The sequence below is a fragment of the Ruegeria alba genome, from assembly GCF_022321465.1.
GTDB classification, from domain to species: domain Bacteria; phylum Pseudomonadota; class Alphaproteobacteria; order Rhodobacterales; family Rhodobacteraceae; genus Ruegeria_B; species Ruegeria_B alba.
Window position 1 is genome coordinate 133,335 of the sequence record NZ_JAKOEM010000006.1, and the last position, 16,232, is coordinate 149,566.

Sequence of the window (16,232 nt, forward strand, 5' to 3'; positions counted from 1 at the left end):
GAATGATGCGACCAGAGATCAGAGAAGCGCGTGGCTTACTCGATGATCCCCATGATGTCGCTTTCCTTCATCATCAGCAGTTCTTCGCCGTCGACGGTGACTTCGGTGCCCGACCATTTGCCGAACAGAACCCGGTCGCCCGACTTGACTGCCATCGCGATCAGCTCGCCGCTATCCTTGCGGGCGCCTTCGCCACAGGCGACAACAACGCCTTCGCTGGGCTTTTCCTTGGCGCTATCGGGGATGATCAGGCCGCCTGCGGTTTTCTCTTCGCTTTCGGTACGGCGAACCAGCACACGGTCATGAAGCGGTTTCAATGCCATCTTTGCAGCTCCTTGAGGCTCAAAGTTTGTTTCCCTCCCCCTGCTCTTTTACAGAGGCATTAGCACTCAGGTCTAGCGAGTGCTAACGGCGCATAGCTAGGGGGTCGAAAGAACCGAGTCAACATCGGAGATACGAAAAGTTGCGACTGTCGTGTCCACGGTCGAACCTGGTTTACAACCGCCATTCACATGCGCAGATTTGCCCGATCGATATGAGGGGCCGGGAAGATGCGGATCGAAGCGAACGGAATCTATCTTGAGGTTGAAGAAAGCGGACCGGTTGACGGCGTGCCGCTGATCCTGATCCGGGGACAGGGCAGCCAGCTGGTGCATTGGCCCGAGGAGTTGAACGCGGGCTTCGCCGCCACCGGGTTCCGAACGATTGCCTTTGACAACCGCGATGTGGGCCTGTCGCAGCGTTGCCCGGCGCCAGACGTGCCCGACAGCGCCGACGAAATTCTGGCGGCACTTGGCGCGGGCGCGGACCTGCCCAAACCCTATGGAATCGAGGATATGGTCGGCGACATCACCGGCCTGATGGATGCGCTGGGGATCGAACGCGCGCATTTCTTTGGCATCTCGATGGGGGGCGCGGTGCTGCAACAGCTCTGCATCGACCAGCCTGACCGGGTGCTGTCGGCAACCATCGTGATGACCGCCTGCCGCCCCTTTACCGAACGCGCTGCCGAGGGGCGCGAGGCATTGCTGGCGCTGACCTCAAGCCTGCTCGTGCGCGACGTGACACAGCAGGACTATCTGGAGGCGCAGGTTGCCGAACACGGGCTGTGGGGCAGCCCCGGCTATCCGATGCCCGAGTCCGATATCCGCGCCATGGCCGAGCGCGCCTGGGCGCGTGGCGTCGATGCGGCAGGCAAGAACCGGCAGGTGCTGGCCATCCTGCACGCGCCCGACCGGCGCCCCGGCCTGCGCCAGCTCGACCTGCCCTGCCTGGTGATCCATGGCAGGCAGGACACGCTGATCCCGCTGGAGATGGGAGAAGAGATCGCCGCGCACATTCCGGGTTCGGAGTTTCAGGCCATCGAGGGCATGGGTCACATCATCACCCCGAAACTGGCCCCGGTGATGGTCGATCTGGTGCGCGATTTCATCATCCGCCGCACCTAGGCGCCGGCCCGGCGGCGACCTAGATCGCCCTCAGGAACAACCCGCCAGCAAGGGTCGCAACGACCAAACCGGCAGCCAGTTCTACCATCGGCAGGGCAACCCCCGCGAACCGCCAGGCCGAGGCCGCGCCCAGCACCCCGCCACGCAGCCCCGCCGAAGCGAGCCCCACCCCGACGGTCACACTGGCCGTACCCAGCGCCATGGCAAAGGTTCCGGCGATTCCGGCCAATGCAATGCCCATCTGCCAGGTCAGGATCAGCACGAACAGCGCGCCCGTGCAGGGGCGGATGGCGATGCTGGCGATCAGCGCCAGCGCCTCGCGCAGAGTGCCGATCTGTTCGACCTCGCTCAGGCTGGGGCCATGCTTGTGCCCGCAGTGGGAACAGGTCTCGCCGTCGTGATGGTGATGCTCATGCGTGGGCTGACGCGCAGCCACCAGTCGCCGGACACCCCGCCAGACCAGCCAGCAGCCGATCAACGCGATGGCGGCATAGCTGGCGGGCGCCATCACACGCTCGGTCACGCCGACCAGATGCTGACGCCCCAGATCCAGCACCATTACCCCGGTATAAACCAGCGCGATCGCGGTGACTGCCTGACCCAGACTCGATGCCAGCCCGATTGCCGCCAGCCGCAGCACCGGCACCCGCCGACCCAGCCCATAGCCGCCGATCAGCACCTTGCCATGGCCCGGTCCCACGGCGTGGAAGAACCCATAGGCGAAACAGACCGACAACAGCAGCAACAGCGCCCCGCCCTGCCCGCTGCGCAAGCCGCGCAGCGCCTGGGCGATCTGGTTCTGAAAATCCCGTTGCTCGCCCGCCGCCCACAGCGCCAGTTGGTCAAAGCCGCCGCTGAGCCAGAACCAGCCCAAGAGGGCCAGCACCAGCGCGACCGGCACGATCACGAGCCGGGACATGTGACCCGGATTTCCGTGGCGAATTCAGCACCGATCAGGGGGATATCCATCTCCTCCAGATCGGCATCGGCGTCGATGCGCAACAGCATCTCCTGCATCTCGGCCAGTTGCCCGTCGATATCGGGCTCCAACCGCTCCAGCAGGCAATCGTCGCGCCCACTGAGGGTGACCGGGCGCGCAACCTCGTAGGCGGTGTAATAGGTCTCGTCATAGGGACGCAGCGACAGGGATGCCCCCGATCCCATTCTGCCATCGGAAACCGCCCGCAGATGGGTCGACACGATCCGCCCCGCCTCGGTGGTGGCGGTGGGCTCCAGCGGGCCGGACAGCGCCAGCGGCTGATCGCCCAAGCGCAAATCGAGATCGCCGTTATAGCCGTCGATCCATTGCGCGTCGAACCCGGCCAGTTGCGCCTCTTCCTCGGGTGTCAGACTGCCATCGCCATCGGGGTCCATTCCCAGTTCCTCAAGGATGACCAGCGAATAGAAATCATCATAGGCCCAGGTGACCCGAACATGGGTCAGCGCCCCGTCAGGGGCAAAGATCAGCTCGAACCCGGTGTCGATGAAGACATGCGGATGCGCCATCAATGGCGCGGGGAGCAAAAGAGAAAGGGCAAGGGCAATCCGACGCATGGGCCGGACGATAGGGCGCCGACGCGGGGCTGACAATCCGGGCCTGCGCGGCGGCGGCGTTATTTCGCCATCGGATGCAGAACCAGAGTCTGCAAGGCCATCCCCACCGGCCCGGCCGTGTCATAGAGAACCGCCTGCGACATGCCGATCCCGTTCGGCTGCCAATGCGATACGGCCTCGGCCGCAAACCAGTCGCCCTGCGGTTCACGGTGGATTTGCAGGGTCAGATCGGTGTTCATGAAACCAAACCGCACCGGCGGTTCGTTCCAGGAGATACCGTTGCCGCAATCGGCCAGAGGACAGATCGCCTGAATCGGCGACGGCGCCTCGGTGGCCAGCAAATGCGGCGCCTTCATCCAGACGGTTTTCGGCCCCGGCCCCAGATCCTCGCCTTCGGGATAGGCCATCTCGATAAACTGGCCAAAGGCGGGCTGGTCATGCAGCTTGCCCACCAGCAACGCCGGACCGGGTCGCGCGCGGTCAAAATCAGGGGTCGGCACCGTTGCGGTGGGCACCTCTCCCAGTTCCTTGCGCACCAGATGCATCGAGGTGCCGGTGAGGCAAAGCGTACCCTCGTCATCGTGCAGGGCCAGCCGGGTCGTGGTGAGCGTACGGCTGTTGCGCGTTATCTCGGTGGTGATCCGCAGCCCCGCCAGCGGCAGCGGTTTCAGCACGTCGAGCGTCAGCCGGGTCAGCATCTTGTCCGGCCCGGCAGCCGCCTCGGCCGCGCGCGCCACCAGGCCGGTGACCGGCCCGGCATGGCAGTGATCGGGCGACCACGGCCCGCGCGCCGGATCGTTGCCGACAAACAGCCCCGGTTCGGTTTCGGTGAAATAGACCGGGGCCGTCACGGATGTCAGACCTTTTCCTGGGTGTACTTCTTCAGCTCGGTCCGGGCGATCTGGCGGCGGTGCACCGCGTCGGGACCATCGGCAAAGCGCAGGGTGCGCTGGCCGGTCCAGGCGGCGGCCAGCGGCGTGTCCTGGCTGATGCCCTGACCGCCATGCATCTGCATCGCCTCGTCGATCACCTTGAGCGAGACGCGCGGCGCCACCACCTTGATCTGGCTGATCCAGGGTGCCGCGGCGCGCGCATCGCCCTGATCCATCATCCAGGCAGCCTTGAGGCACAACAGGCGCGCCATCTCGATCTCCATCCGGCATTCGGCGATGATGTCGTAATTGGCACCCAGATGCGCCAGTTTCTTGCCGAAGGCTTCCTTGTCGAGCGCGCGTTTGCACATGCGTTCCAGCGCGATCTCGGCCTGACCGATCGAGCGCATGCAATGGTGGATGCGGCCGGGCCCAAGACGCCCCTGTGCGATCTCGAAACCGCGCCCCTCGCCCACCAGGATGTTCTCGGCCGGCACGCGGACATTGGTGAACCGAAGATGCATGTGGCCATGCGGCGCGTCATCGTGGCCGAATACCAGCATCGGGCGCAGGATCTCGATCCCCTCGGTCCCGGCGGGCACCACGATCATCGAATGGCGCTGGTGCTTGGGTGCGTCCTCGCCCCCCGTCTTCACCATCACGATATAGACCTTGCAGCGCGGGTCACCGGCGCCCGAGGCCCAGTATTTCTCGCCGTTCAGCACATAGTCGTCGCCATCACGGACACAAGACATCGAGATGTTGGTGGCATCCGAACTGGCCACATCCGGTTCGGTCATCAGATAGGCCGAGCGGATCTGCCCCTCCAGTAGCGGCGCCAGCCAGTCCTGCTTCATCTTCTCGCTGCCGTAGCGCTCGAACACTTCCATGTTGCCGGTATCGGGGGCGGAACAGTTGAACACCTCGGCCGCCAGCGGCGTCTTGCCCATCTCTTCGGCGAAATAGGCATATTCGACGGTGGTCAGACCAAAGCCGCGGTCGCTATCGGTCAGCCAGAAGTTCCACAGACCGGCGGCCTTGGCCTTGGCCTTGAGCCCTTCGAGGATCTCGGTCTGGCGGTCGGTGTATTGCCAGCGGTCGCCCTTGGCGATTTCGGCGTGGTACTCATCCTCCAGCGGCATGATCTCGTCACGGATCATCGCCGCGACCCGGTCGAGAAGCTTGCGGTTCTCGTCGCGCATCGCAAACGTCATGTTCATGGCTTGGCCTCCCCTGCCCCCGGACAACGGGGGAAATGTCTGCATGAAGGATGACTTGGCCCGCGCGGGAATGTCCAGCCGCGTGACGAAACGTCACCGGCCCGAATGTGACCGGGCCGGGAAGGGGCCGTGAGAGGGGGGCCGGAAAACCTTGTTTTCCGGGCCGTTTTCCGACCCGGAAAACGGTCCTCCGCCGCCCGTTCCGGGGCCCCTCAACTGATGAAGTCGGTATAGGCCGCTTCGTCCATGTAATCGTCCATCGGCGACAGGTCCGAGGGCCGCATCTTGAAGAACCAGGCCTCGCCCATGGGGTCCTCGTTCACCATACCGGGATTGTCCGCCAGTATCTCGTTTACCTCGACGATCTCGCCATCCAGCGGTGCCAGGATATCCGAGGCCGCCTTGACCGATTCGATCACAACGATCTCGTCATCCTTGCTGACCTCGGTTCCGGGCTCGGGCAGTTCAACGAACACAACATCCCCCAACTGCTCGGCCGCATGGGCGGTAATTCCCACTACGATCAAGCCGTCCTCGGCCAGCAGCCATTCATGCTCTTCGGTATACTTCATCCGGTGTCTTTCCATTTGAAAAACGCTTGCTGCGGGCAAGCCTAGCTTCACCCCCCATTTGCGGCAAGAGAGCAAATGATCCAAGGCATCAAGCGGGCTTGCAGAGGCGTTCAAAGGGCCCCGGAAACGCGTTGCACAGGATGTGTTTGCAGGTGGCGCCAAAGCCGGGTGTTCCCGCTTCTCGATCCCGAGGCCCCGGTCGCGGGGCAAAGCGGTTCTCGCTGCTGTCTTGTCAGCGCCAGCTCAACCAGAACACCGCCATACGCCTTTCTATTTGAAGCCAATCGCGACATGCACAGCGTCCGGGTAGACCAGTCGGTTACCCTGGACATAATCCGCGAGGGACTCCGCAACCTCGTTTATGAGTGCGTTCTGAGCATCTTCCGGGAGTTCGGTGAACGCAGCCGCAATAGGCATCGAGCGCAAGTGCAAAGGTACGAACTCGGATGCGGGCGGCACGTCGATCATCAGCTCCTGACGATAGACGACGACGTCGGAAAAGCCTTGTGCGCTCATCTGGCTTTTCAGTTCGTTTGCCGAGGGCGTTTCCCGTTGCGACCGCTGTTTTCTCGCAATCTCTGAGGAAATGTGATGCTCAACTGCGGCACAAATAGCGCTCGTATAGGGGCTGTGCCCATCCCAGATCGAAAAACCCAGACGGCCGCCCGGAGCCAGAAGCCGCAAGAACTCTCGCAGAGCCTGCGGCTTGTCGGGGAAGTAGTGATATCCATGCTGAGACAGGATGACATCGTAGGACTCCGAGGGCAGATCGATGTCGCAAACATCGCTTTCGATCCAGGCGATATCGAGATCACCGGCCAGTTCCTTCGCTTGCGCGAGCATCGGAGCATTGATGTCGAGGCCGTCTACCTTGCCGCCTGGCCCTACCTTTGTCTTGGTCAATCGGGTTGTCACCCCCGTGCCGCAGGCAACATCCAAGACACGTTCCGAACTGCGAAGTGAGAGCTGGTCGATCAGAGCCTCGGCCCATCGGCCAAACCAAAGCGGCACCATGACTTCTTCGTAAATCTTGGGCCCCTCACCCGCCAATTGAAACGTCATGAAGAGTGCCTCCGTCACCGTGCGCTCGGTGGACAACTCTACCACCACCGTCAATTCGGGTCAAAACATGTGCTTCTTCATAGAAAGAACTCAAAGAAGGACTTCCCCGCCAAATCACCTGCTACATCTCGTGGCAGTAACTTGTCACGAAACAGGGGGGCGAGCGACGGCATCGCTCGCGTGGGCCTGGAACGACCATGCATCATAAATGGCGCATACGGCGCCAAAGGGTCAGGAGTCGGACAACCCCGAATAGCGCTTACGTGACCGATACGCCGTCTTATGGCGTCAGCATCCATGCACCATCGGCGCCCTTGCACATCCGGGTTCCGATCACCCGCGCATTTGCCGCGCCCTTGGGTCGGATCACATGGTGCAGCACCGCGCAGTCACCCTGCACCGCGTCGACCCGAACGGTTCCCTGCGAGTCGGTCGTTGCATTCTCCCAGCCGCTTTCGCGTCCGACCACGGGCTTTCCATCGACGATCAACTGCCGCGAGGCGGCGCCCATCAACTGGAAATCCTCGGGCTCCAGCCCCAGCTCGGCGATGATGCGCGAGATCGGCTTGGCCTCGGCCGCCCCCCCGTACAGTCCAACAGCCAGCAGAAACGCCACAACCAGTTTCATCGCTCACTCCTCAATTCCGGCGGATTTGCCGGATGATTACACGGCCTCGACCCGAACGCCAACGCGTCCGGATGCCCCGGCTCCGGCAATCTTCAAATAAACACGAAGGTTCCTATCTGACCATCCGCACTTGGACTGCCGTCGTCCCCGTCCCAGATTGGTGCAGAGAACACGACGAGGCACCCATGGCATCCCCCACCTATTACGCCCCGCAAGGCGGCCATCCCGGACAAGAGCAGTTGCTGACCGACCGGGCCATGTTCACCGAGGCCTACGCGGTCATCCCAAGGGGTACGATGCGCGACATCGTTACCAGCAAGCTGCCATTCTGGGAGGAAACGCGGGCCTGGATTCTTGCCCGGCCGCTAAGTGGTTTCGCCGAAACTTTCTCGCATTACATCATGGAGGTTAAACCCGGCGGCGGCAGCGACCGCCCCGAGACCGATGCAGGCGCGCAGGCGGTGCTGTTCGTGGTCGAGGGGGCGGTGACATTGACCCTAGACGGGGCCGATCATGTGCTGGAACCCGGCGGCTATGCCTATATCCCGGCGGGTCACCCATGGCGGCTGCGCAATCATGCAGGCCCCGCTGCCCGGTTCCACTGGATCCGCAAAGCCTATGAAGCGGTCGAGGGCCTTGAGACCCCGACACCTTTCGTGACCCGCGAACAGGATATCGCCCCGAACGAGATGCCGGGCACCGAGGGGCGCTGGTCGACCACGCGTTTCGTCGACCCCGACGACCTGCGCCACGACATGCATGTCACCATCGTGAACTTCCTGCCCGGGGGCGTCATTCCCTTTGCCGAAACCCATGTTATGGAGCACGGGCTCTATGTGCTGGAGGGCAAGGCAGTCTATCGGCTGAACCAGGACTGGGTCGAGGTCGAGGCGGGCGATTACATGTGGCTGCGCGCCTTCTGCCCGCAGGCCTGTTACGCGGGCGGACCGGGGCCGTTCCGTTATCTGCTCTACAAGGATGTGAACCGGCACATGGCGCTGCCGCGGCGTTGAACGGGGCGGCTCAGAGCCACCGGAATCCTGCAAGATTTTCGGTGTGGAAACCATGGTTTCCACACAAGAAAATTATCAATTTTCTTGTCCATTTTCCTTGCAGGGAAATGGTCCCGGCCTGAAAAGTCCATCCCGAAATCGCCCCCTTGAACGTCTACGCAAAAACATTGAGATCGGTCAAAGCTCCTGCCATAGCTTGCCCATGAGACTCGCGATCAACGGATTCGGCCGCATCGGCCGCACCATCCTGCGGCAGCTGCTGGCTGCGCCGCGGGCCACCGATATCGACCTGGTGCTGATCAACGATATCGCACCGCTCGAAACCTGCGCCTATCTGTTCGAATATGACAGCACCTTCGGCCCCTGGCGCGGCAGCGTTGCCACCGGCGCCGACAGCCTCATCGTCGATGGCCTGACCATTCCGGTCACCCACAGCGCCGACCTCGCACGGGTCGACCTGTCGGACGTGGACGTTCTGCTCGATTGCACCGGCATCGCCCGCACATCGGACGTGGCCGCCCGTGGCCTCGGCGCCGGAGCTGGCAAGATACTGATCTCGGGCCCCTCGCCCGCCGCCGAAATCACCGTGGTGCTGGGCGCGAACGAGGCGCTTCTGGGCAATGCCCGTATCGTCTCGAACGCCTCGTGTACCACCAACGGGCTGGCACCGCTGGCGCGGGTGATCGATGGCATCGCGGGCATCGTCAGCGCGCATATGACGACGATCCACTGCTACACCAACAGCCAGCCGATGGTCGACGCGCCCCGGGGCGATCTGGCTCGCTCGCGGGCCGGGGCGCTGTCGATGGTGCCCACCACCTCCAGCGCCACCCATCTGATCGACGAGGTGCTGCCGCATCTGTCCGGCCGTATCTCGGGTGCGGCGGTCCGGGTTCCGACCGCCAGCGTCTCGGCTGTTGATCTGGTCGTGCAACTTGCCCGCACAATGGAGCCCGAGCAGTTCGAGACCGCCCTGCGCGAAGCAGTCAACGCCTCGCAAGTGCTCGGCTGGACCGACAAACCGCTGGTCTCCTCCGACCTGCGCGCGCGCCCTGAATCCCTGGTCATCGCCGGTCCCGAAACCCGCATGGTAGGGGACCGGCAAGTCCGGGTGTTCGGCTGGTACGACAATGAATGGGGCTTCTCGGCACGGATGCTGGATATCGCCCGACTGATGGCCGGCTGACCCCGCCCATATCTATCCACCCGCAGTTTTCTTCTGTTCGAAAATACCTCCGCCGGAGGCATCGCGCCTTGGCGCGATCGGCGTGCGGGGCAGGCCCCGCGCGCCCGGCCCAACCGGGGCCAACGCATCTTCGATGCGGCGGAACCGGGCGGGAGTGGCCCGCCCGATGAAACCCCTTACTTGCGACCGTGTCCGGCCATGCCGCCCGAAACCTCCTCGGTCGCCTCTTCCCCCAGTTCCTGCGGCAGGATCAGGTTCAGCACGATGGCAATCACGGCCGCGGGCAGCAACCCGCTGGTCATCAGGATGCGCGCGGTATCGGGCAGGTGCTGCACCGCGCCGGGCTCCAGCTGCAAACCCAGCCCGACCGACAGCGCGATGGCAAAGATCACCATGTTGCGCCGGTTCCAATGCACGTCCGACAACATCGAGACGCCTGCGGCGACCACCATGCCGAACATCACGATGACCCCGCCTCCCAGCACCTCGATGGGCACGGTGCGGATGATCGCGCCCACCTTGGGCACCAGCCCGCAAAGGATCAGGAACAGCGCCCCGATGGTAACCACATGGCGGCTCATCACCCCGGTCATGGCGATCAGGCCCACGTTCTGGCTGAACGAAGTGTTGGGGAAGGCGCCGAAAAGGCCCGCAACAGCGGTGCCCAGACCGTCGGCATAGGTGGCGCCGGCGATTTCCTTGTCGGTTGCCTCGCGCCCGGCGCCGCCCTTGGTGATGCCCGAAACATCGCCCACCGTCTCGATGGCCGAAACCACCGCCATCATCGCAAAGCCGATGACGGCGGCCAGCGAGAACTCGAACCCGTATTTGAACGGCACCGGCAGGGCAAAGCCCGCTGCCCGGCTCCAGCTGCTGCCAATCGCCTCGAAGGTCACCATGCCCACCATCAGCGCATAGACATAGCCAACGATCAGCCCCAACAGCACCGCCGAGACCGACAGCATGCCACGGGCAAAGAACTTCAGCCCCAGCGTCACCAGGATCACCACCAGCGCCGCCGACCAGTTCAGGAGCGAGCCGTATTCCGGCGTGCCGATGGCGGGCACGCCGCCCGCCGCATACTGGATGCCGACCTTGACCAGCGCCAGACCGATCATCGTCACCACCAACCCGGTGACCAGCGGCGGCAGCGCAAAGCGGATGCGCCCGATGAAGAAGCCGAGGCAGAAATGAAACAGGCCGCCGATGATCGCGCCGCCAAACAGCGCCGCCAGCGCGTCCACCCCCTTGCCCGCGACCAGCGGGATCATGATCGGCAGAAAGGCAAAGCTGGTCCCCTGCACGATCGGCAGGCCCGCGCCGACCCGACCGATGGTCACCGTCTGCAACAGCGTCGCCACGCCGGCAAACAGCATCGACATCTGGATGAGATAAAGGAGCTGCGGGAAATCGGGCGAGTTCGAGCCAAAGCCGAAACCCGCCGTCCCTGCCACAATGATCGCGGGCGTGACGTTCGAGACGAACATCGCCAGCACATGCTGGATACCCAGCGGCACCGCCTTTGCCAGCGGCGGGGTGTAATTCGGATCGCGGAGCTGATCCGCAGTCCCTATCGAAGTGTCGGCCATGATATCACTGTCCTCCCTGTGTGGATCATGGGGGTCTTGCCGCCTCTTTTTTCGCGGGCGGCTTCGATTATCCGGCGACCACCTCCCATGGGTCGTCGAACCAGAATTCTTCAAGGTTGGCGCCGGGGCCGATCCGGTCGACCACCGCAAACAGGCCCGGCGCGGCCAGCGGCGTCAGCACCCCGTGCCAGGTGCCGCGATGATAGTTCACCGCCTGCCCGGGCTCGGTGACAAAGGCGCGTGGCGTGCCGGGGCGGCCGTCCTCGTCGGGGGCCACGATCACCAGAAAGGGCTGATGGCTCATCGGGATGAAGGCCTGGCTGCCGTCCGGGTGCCGCTCGACCATGTCGAGTGTATAGGGCAGCGCGCGCGGATTGGCGTCGAACAGGCTGATCCCCGCGCGCCCGTCGTTGAAATCAAGCAGCGCCCGGTCGTGATAGCGCCCGCACTGGCCCTGATTGATGATCTTGTCCGGAGCGCCTGAGACCGACATCAGGTCACCAAAAGGCGCAAACCCCGCCACGGTGATCGGTTCCGTCTTGATGCGGCGGCTCATGACGGCAGCACGTCGCGCAGGCGGAACTCGGCGATCCGTTCGACCTGACGGCAGGCCTCGGCAAATTCGGTCTCGCGGTCATTGCCGATGCGGCGCTGAAAGGCGGCAAGGATCGATGCCTTGTCATGGTCGCGCACCGCGATGATGAAGGGAAAGCCGAACCGCGCCACATACTCGGTATTGAGCCGCGTAAAGGTGGCGCGCTCCTCGTCGGTCAGCGCATCCAGCCCGGCCGAGGCCTGTTCCGAGGTGCTTTCCGCCGTCAGTCGCTTGGCCTGTGCCAGCTTGCCCGCCAGGTCCGGGTGCGCGGTCAGCACGCCCAGCCTTTCCTCGGCACTGGCCGCGCGGAACATGCGGCAGAGCGCATTGTGCAACCCGCCCGCCGTGTCATGGGCGGGGCCAAGCTCCAGCCCATGCGCGCGCTCGGCAATCCAGGGGGAATGTTCGAAAATGCCGCCATAGGCCGCCACGAAATCGGCCCTGGGCATCTCGGAGGGACGGGTGCGCGCCACGGGCGGATGTTCGCGCGCCCAGTGTTCGGCGATTTGCAGGCGGGTGGCAAACCAGACATCCGCATGCCCCTGCGCATACTCGAGGAAGCGTTGCAGCGCCATCACCCGACCGGGGCGACCAATCAGGCGGCAATGCAGGCCGATGGACATCATCTTGGGCGCCCCCTCGACCCCTTCGGCATAGAGCGCGTCGAAGCTGTCCTTGAGATAGGCAAAGAACTGATCACCCGAGTTGAAGCCCTGCGGCGTGGCAAAGCGCATATCGTTACAGTCGAGCGTGTAGGGCACGATCAACTGGTCGCGCCCGCCCAGCCGTTTCCAATAGGGCAGATCGTCGTCATAGGTGTCGGAAATGTAATCCATCCCGGCCTCAGCGGCGAGGCGCACGGTGTTCATCGAGCATCGTCCGGTGTACCAGCCACGCGGACGGCTGCCGGTCACCTCGGTATGCAGGCGGATCGCCTCGGCGATCTGGGCGCGCTCCTGCGGCTCGGGCATGTCCTTGTGTTCGACCCATTTCAGCCCGTGGCTGGCAATCTCCCAACCTGCGGCTTTCATCGCCGCCACTTGATCCGGCGAACGGGCCAGAGCGGTGGCGACGCCGTAGACAGTGACTGGCAGGTCCTGCATCAGCCGGTGCAGGCGCCAGAACCCAGCCCGCGCGCCATACTCATAGATGGTCTCCATGTTCCAGTGGCGTTGACCCGGCCATTGCGCGGCGCCCACCACCTCGGACAAGAAAGCCTCGGAGGCGGCATCGCCATGCAGGATGTTGTTCTCGCCCCCCTCCTCGTAATTCAGCACGATCTGCACAGCGATCCGGGCACCGCCGGGCCAATTGGCATGCGGGGGCGTCGCGCCGTAACCGATCATGTCGCGCGGATAGCGGGGAGATGTCATGGCTGGGTCCTGCCTGATTGAAAATGAGGTCCGCTTTTGTCCATATCCCAGAACGCGGGTTCCGTTTATCAAATGCGATTTGACGCAGCTTTCGGAAATTGGAAAGAGCGCACTGAACCGACCAGGGGCATGATGAGCTGCGGGGTGCCCGGTTCAAGGTGCCGTGGGCCGGTCCTCGGGGCAAGCGGCCATCTTCAAATCAAGACTGAAACTCTCTCGTGATTTCCGGGTTTGCCGCAGGCAATATGGATATGCGAGGCAAGGGGATGCACAAGGAGGCCACCATGACCGGATATCTCACCACACATGTTCTGGACACCGCCCGTGGGTGCCCCGCCGCGGGGCTGCGGATCAGCCTGTACAGCATCTCGGGAACAACACGCAGCGAGATTACCCGGATGGTCACCAATGCGGACGGACGGACGGACGCGCCAATCCTGCCTCAAGAAACCTTCGCGACCGGGACTTACGAGCTGGAGTTTGCCGCTGGCGATTATCTGCGCGCAACCGGCCAGGCCGGGGAGGAACCGCTGTTCCTGGACATTGTGCCGATCCGGTTCGGAATGTCGGACCCCGAGGCGCATTACCATGTGCCGCTGCTGCTGTCGCCCTTTGGCTATTCCACCTATCGCGGCAGCTAAGCGCGGTCGTTGAAGAAGCGGGGCCCTCCCGCCCGTCGGTCAGGCATCAAAGATGCCCTCCTCCCGTTGGGCCAGGCGCCGCGCCTCTGGCGCGGCGCTGTTGCAGTGGGCGTGACCGTTCGCCACTGACCGACCGCGCCGGACCGCAGGTCCGGCGCTGGGCCCAACGCCGGGAGTTGCCCGTCAGGGCAGCGATCCGGGGGCGGGAGCGCCCCGGTCTCAGGCGGCGATTTTCTCGGCCGTTTTCACCGCCCGTCCGATCCGTTCTATCATGAACTCCATGAACAGCCGGGTCTTGGGGTCTTGATGTCGCCGGTGCGTATAGAGACAGGCCATCTGTACGGGCACCGGAGGTGTGTCCATCGCCACCGGCACCAGCCGACCGGCCTTGAGATGCTCGGCCACCTCGAAAACCGGCTTCATCGCGATCCCCTGCCCCGTCAGCGCCCAGTCTGTCAGCACATCGCCATCGTCGCATTCATGCCTCCCCGATACGGCAAAACGGCGCGGCCCCTCGGCGGTCTGCAAAAGCCACTGGAATTCGGTCGCACCGGGAAAGCGCAGGTTGAGGCATTCGTGCCGCCCCGCGATCAGGTCCTGACCGGTGACGGGAAGCCCGCGGCGCTTGACATAATCCGGTGCGGCACACAGCACCCGGCGGCAATCGGCAATCTTGCGGATGCGCAGGTTGCTGTCCTCGGGCTGGCCCAGGAAAAAAGCCAGATCCAGCCCCTCGGTGGTCAGGTCGATGGTCCGGTCGGTCAGCCGCAAACGGATGTCGATCTCGGGATACTCGGCCAGGAATTCCGGCACGTTCGGCGCCAGCAACCGCCGCCCCAACCCCAGCGGCGCCGCAACAAACAGCGAACCGCGCGGTGCCTCGGTCAGGTGCATCACCTGCGCCTCGGCCTCGTTCACCGCATCCAGCACCGCCACCGCGCCGGGATAAAAGGCACGCCCCTGTTCGGTGGGCGTCAGATTGCGGGTGGTGCGCTGGAACAGCCGCACGTTCAGATGCTCTTCAAGCTGTGAAATCCGGGCCGAGGTCACCGCCGGCGAGATCCGCAGGTCGCGGCCCGCAGCGGACATGCTGCCCAGTTCATAGACCCGCACGAAGGTTCGGATATTATCGAGATAGGACATTGTTCCGGAAATTTTGATACAGCTTGGCAATATGCTGGAATACCGGAAAAAACGCGCTTTGCCTAGTCTGACGCAAACGGATCGGAGACCACCCTTATGTATGATCTAGCCGTGTTCTGGGATTGGCTGGCCTTTGGCGTGCGCTGGCTGCATGTGATCACCGCGATTGCCTGGATCGGATCGTCTTTCTATTTCATCGCGCTCGACCTCGGTCTGCGCAAGGCGCCCGACCTGCCGCCCGGAGCGCATGGCGAGGAATGGCAGGTACATGGCGGCGGGTTCTACCACATCCGCAAGTTCCTGGTCGCGCCCGAACGGATGCCCGAACACCTGACCTGGTTCAAATGGGAGAGTTATTCGACCTGGCTCAGCGGCTTTGCCCTGCTGATGATCGTCTATTGGGCGGGGGGAGAGCTGTATCTGATCGACCAGTCAAAGGCGGAGCTGGCGCTGTGGCAGGGCATCGCGATCTCGGCGGCGACGCTGTCGATTGGCTGGCTGGTCTATGACCGGCTGTGCAAATCCGGGCTGGCCGAGCGCCCGACCCTGCTGATGGTGCTGCTCTTTGGCCTCTTGGTGGTGATGGGCTGGGCGCTGAACCAGGTGTTCACCGGCCGCGCCATGATGCTGCATCTGGGCGCCTTCACTGCCACGATCATGAGCGCCAACGTCTTCTTCATCATCATCCCCAACCAGAAGATCGTGGTGGCCGACCTGATGGCCGGACGCGCGCCCGATCCGAAATACGGCAAGATCGCCAAGCTGCGCTCGACCCATAACAACTATCTGACGCTGCCGGTCCTGTTCCTGATGCTGTCGAACCACTATCCGCTGGCCTTTGCCACCCAGTACAACTGGATCATCGCCGCGCTGGTCTTCCTGATGGGGGTGACGATCCGGCACTATTTCAACTCGCTGCATGCCCGCACCGGCAACCCGACCTGGACCTGGCTGGTCACGGCGCTGTTGTTCCTTGCGATCATCTGGCTCTCGACCGCACCGATGCACCAGCCGCTGGAAGAGGCCGAGGCGCAGCCCCTGACCGCCACGGAACAGCGGCTGGCCGCCGCGCCCGGCTTTGATCAGGCGCATGACGTGGTGCTGGGGCGCTGTTCCATGTGTCATGCCCGCGAACCGGTGTGGGAGGGCATTCTCTGGGCGCCCAAGGGTGTGCTGCTGGAAACCGAAGGCGATATCGCCCGCAATGCGCGGGCGATCTATCTGCAATCCGGGGTCAGCCATGCCATGCCCCCCGCCAATGTCACCTATATGGAACCCGAGGATCGCGCCGCGATCATCGCCTGGTACCGCGCCGCCACCCGCTGACGCGCCCTTG

The 16,232-nt window shown here is 63.8% G+C and carries 17 protein-coding genes; 5 read left to right on the forward strand and 12 right to left on the reverse strand.

Going from position 1 to position 16,232, the window contains the following annotated elements; translation table 11 throughout:
• Positions 1-35: 35 nt before the first annotated feature.
• Positions 36-323 (reverse strand): co-chaperone GroES, encoded by a 288-nt coding sequence (gene groES, locus MB818_RS09650; RefSeq protein ID WP_011046635.1) that lies wholly within the window; start codon positions 321-323, stop codon positions 36-38.
• A gap of 228 nt (positions 324-551) precedes the next feature.
• On the opposite strand from groES, the gene MB818_RS09655 reads away from it, so the two are divergent.
• Positions 552-1,448: an alpha/beta fold hydrolase gene (locus tag MB818_RS09655; RefSeq protein WP_238904925.1), complete on the forward strand. Its 897-nt coding sequence runs from the start codon at positions 552-554 to the stop codon at positions 1,446-1,448.
• 19 nt (positions 1,449-1,467) lie between these two features.
• Here the strand turns inward: MB818_RS09655 and MB818_RS09660 are convergent, their stop codons facing one another.
• From MB818_RS09660 to MB818_RS09690, 7 genes are all read right to left on the reverse strand, one after another.
• Positions 1,468-2,367 carry a nickel/cobalt transporter gene (locus MB818_RS09660; protein WP_234167188.1) on the reverse strand — a complete coding sequence of 300 codons (900 nt, stop codon included), beginning with the start codon at positions 2,365-2,367 and terminating at the stop codon, positions 1,468-1,470.
• Entirely contained in the window at positions 2,352-2,954 is a 603-nt protein-coding gene (locus tag MB818_RS09665; RefSeq protein WP_234216556.1) for a DUF1007 family protein, read from the reverse strand. The genes MB818_RS09660 and MB818_RS09665 overlap by 16 nt, the downstream gene beginning before the upstream one ends.
• A 107-nt stretch (positions 2,955-3,061) precedes the next feature.
• On the reverse strand, positions 3,062-3,853 hold the full coding sequence (locus tag MB818_RS09670; RefSeq protein WP_238904926.1) for a thioesterase family protein: 792 nt from the start codon (positions 3,851-3,853) through the stop codon (positions 3,062-3,064).
• A gap of 5 nt (positions 3,854-3,858) precedes the next feature.
• Positions 3,859-5,094: an acyl-CoA dehydrogenase family protein gene (locus tag MB818_RS09675; RefSeq protein WP_234139315.1), complete on the reverse strand. Its 1,236-nt coding sequence runs from the start codon at positions 5,092-5,094 to the stop codon at positions 3,859-3,861.
• A 212-nt stretch (positions 5,095-5,306) separates the two neighbouring features.
• A complete protein-coding gene (gcvH, locus tag MB818_RS09680; protein WP_238904927.1) occupies positions 5,307-5,666 on the reverse strand; it encodes a glycine cleavage system protein GcvH in 360 nt (119 codons plus the stop codon).
• Between the two features lie 270 nt (positions 5,667-5,936).
• The gene (locus MB818_RS09685; RefSeq protein WP_238904952.1) at positions 5,937-6,776 is read right to left on the reverse strand and encodes a class I SAM-dependent methyltransferase; all 840 of its coding nucleotides are present in this window, start codon (positions 6,774-6,776) and stop codon (positions 5,937-5,939) included.
• A 232-nt stretch (positions 6,777-7,008) separates the two neighbouring features.
• Entirely contained in the window at positions 7,009-7,356 is a 348-nt protein-coding gene (locus MB818_RS09690; protein WP_234139312.1) for a hypothetical protein, read from the reverse strand.
• A 185-nt stretch (positions 7,357-7,541) separates the two neighbouring features.
• Here MB818_RS09690 and MB818_RS09695 point away from each other — a divergent pair, with 185 nt between their 5' ends.
• Positions 7,542-8,369 (forward strand): bifunctional allantoicase/(S)-ureidoglycine aminohydrolase, encoded by an 828-nt coding sequence (locus MB818_RS09695; RefSeq protein ID WP_234163205.1) that lies wholly within the window; start codon positions 7,542-7,544, stop codon positions 8,367-8,369.
• A gap of 202 nt (positions 8,370-8,571) precedes the next feature.
• Positions 8,572-9,555, forward strand: coding sequence for a type I glyceraldehyde-3-phosphate dehydrogenase (locus MB818_RS09700; protein ID WP_234216563.1), 984 nt, complete (start codon positions 8,572-8,574; stop codon positions 9,553-9,555).
• A gap of 176 nt (positions 9,556-9,731) precedes the next feature.
• On the opposite strand, the gene MB818_RS09705 is transcribed toward MB818_RS09700, so the two are convergent.
• From MB818_RS09705 to puuE, 3 genes are all read right to left on the reverse strand, one after another.
• On the reverse strand, positions 9,732-11,144 hold the full coding sequence (locus MB818_RS09705; RefSeq protein WP_234216565.1) for a nucleobase:cation symporter-2 family protein: 1,413 nt from the start codon (positions 11,142-11,144) through the stop codon (positions 9,732-9,734).
• 67 nt (positions 11,145-11,211) lie between these two features.
• The gene (locus tag MB818_RS09710) at positions 11,212-11,700 is read right to left on the reverse strand and encodes an ureidoglycolate lyase (RefSeq protein ID WP_234216567.1); all 489 of its coding nucleotides are present in this window, start codon (positions 11,698-11,700) and stop codon (positions 11,212-11,214) included.
• Positions 11,697-13,112, reverse strand: a complete 1,416-nt coding sequence (puuE, locus tag MB818_RS09715; RefSeq protein WP_234177551.1) for an allantoinase PuuE — start codon at positions 13,110-13,112, stop codon at positions 11,697-11,699. Before puuE ends, MB818_RS09710 begins: the two co-directional genes overlap by 4 nt.
• Positions 13,113-13,396: 284 nt before the next feature.
• Here puuE and uraH point away from each other — a divergent pair, with 284 nt between their 5' ends.
• Complete coding sequence (gene uraH / locus MB818_RS09720; protein ID WP_234170315.1) at positions 13,397-13,753, forward strand: hydroxyisourate hydrolase; 357 nt, start codon at positions 13,397-13,399, stop codon at positions 13,751-13,753.
• Positions 13,754-13,972: 219 nt separating this feature from the next.
• Here uraH and MB818_RS09725 read toward each other — a convergent pair whose 3' ends face one another.
• Positions 13,973-14,896: a LysR family transcriptional regulator gene (locus MB818_RS09725; RefSeq protein ID WP_234139302.1), complete on the reverse strand. Its 924-nt coding sequence runs from the start codon at positions 14,894-14,896 to the stop codon at positions 13,973-13,975.
• 96 nt (positions 14,897-14,992) lie between these two features.
• Between MB818_RS09725 and MB818_RS09730 the strand changes: the two genes are divergently transcribed.
• Entirely contained in the window at positions 14,993-16,222 is a 1,230-nt protein-coding gene (locus tag MB818_RS09730; RefSeq protein WP_234139301.1) for a urate hydroxylase PuuD, read from the forward strand.
• The last annotated feature ends 10 nt before the right edge of the window (positions 16,223-16,232 follow it).

Coding starts and splice junctions, on each gene's coding strand:
- puuE (WP_234177551.1), bottom strand. CDS start 13,112: ATGACATCTCCCCGCTATCCGCGCGACATGATCGGTTACGGCGCGACG.
- MB818_RS09690 (WP_234139312.1), bottom strand. CDS start 7,356: ATGAAACTGGTTGTGGCGTTTCTGCTGGCTGTTGGACTGTACGGGGGG.
- uraH (WP_234170315.1), top strand. CDS start 13,397: ATGACCGGATATCTCACCACACATGTTCTGGACACCGCCCGTGGGTGC.
- MB818_RS09705 (WP_234216565.1), bottom strand. CDS start 11,144: ATGGCCGACACTTCGATAGGGACTGCGGATCAGCTCCGCGATCCGAAT.
- MB818_RS09660 (WP_234167188.1), bottom strand. CDS start 2,367: ATGTCCCGGCTCGTGATCGTGCCGGTCGCGCTGGTGCTGGCCCTCTTG.
- MB818_RS09710 (WP_234216567.1), bottom strand. CDS start 11,700: ATGAGCCGCCGCATCAAGACGGAACCGATCACCGTGGCGGGGTTTGCG.
- MB818_RS09730 (WP_234139301.1), top strand. CDS start 14,993: ATGTATGATCTAGCCGTGTTCTGGGATTGGCTGGCCTTTGGCGTGCGC.
- gcvH (WP_238904927.1), bottom strand. CDS start 5,666: ATGAAGTATACCGAAGAGCATGAATGGCTGCTGGCCGAGGACGGCTTG.
- MB818_RS09655 (WP_238904925.1), top strand. CDS start 552: ATGCGGATCGAAGCGAACGGAATCTATCTTGAGGTTGAAGAAAGCGGA.
- MB818_RS09675 (WP_234139315.1), bottom strand. CDS start 5,094: ATGAACATGACGTTTGCGATGCGCGACGAGAACCGCAAGCTTCTCGAC.
- groES (WP_011046635.1), bottom strand. CDS start 323: ATGGCATTGAAACCGCTTCATGACCGTGTGCTGGTTCGCCGTACCGAA.
- MB818_RS09665 (WP_234216556.1), bottom strand. CDS start 2,954: ATGGCGCATCCGCATGTCTTCATCGACACCGGGTTCGAGCTGATCTTT.
- MB818_RS09725 (WP_234139302.1), bottom strand. CDS start 14,896: ATGTCCTATCTCGATAATATCCGAACCTTCGTGCGGGTCTATGAACTG.
- MB818_RS09695 (WP_234163205.1), top strand. CDS start 7,542: ATGGCATCCCCCACCTATTACGCCCCGCAAGGCGGCCATCCCGGACAA.
- MB818_RS09700 (WP_234216563.1), top strand. CDS start 8,572: ATGAGACTCGCGATCAACGGATTCGGCCGCATCGGCCGCACCATCCTG.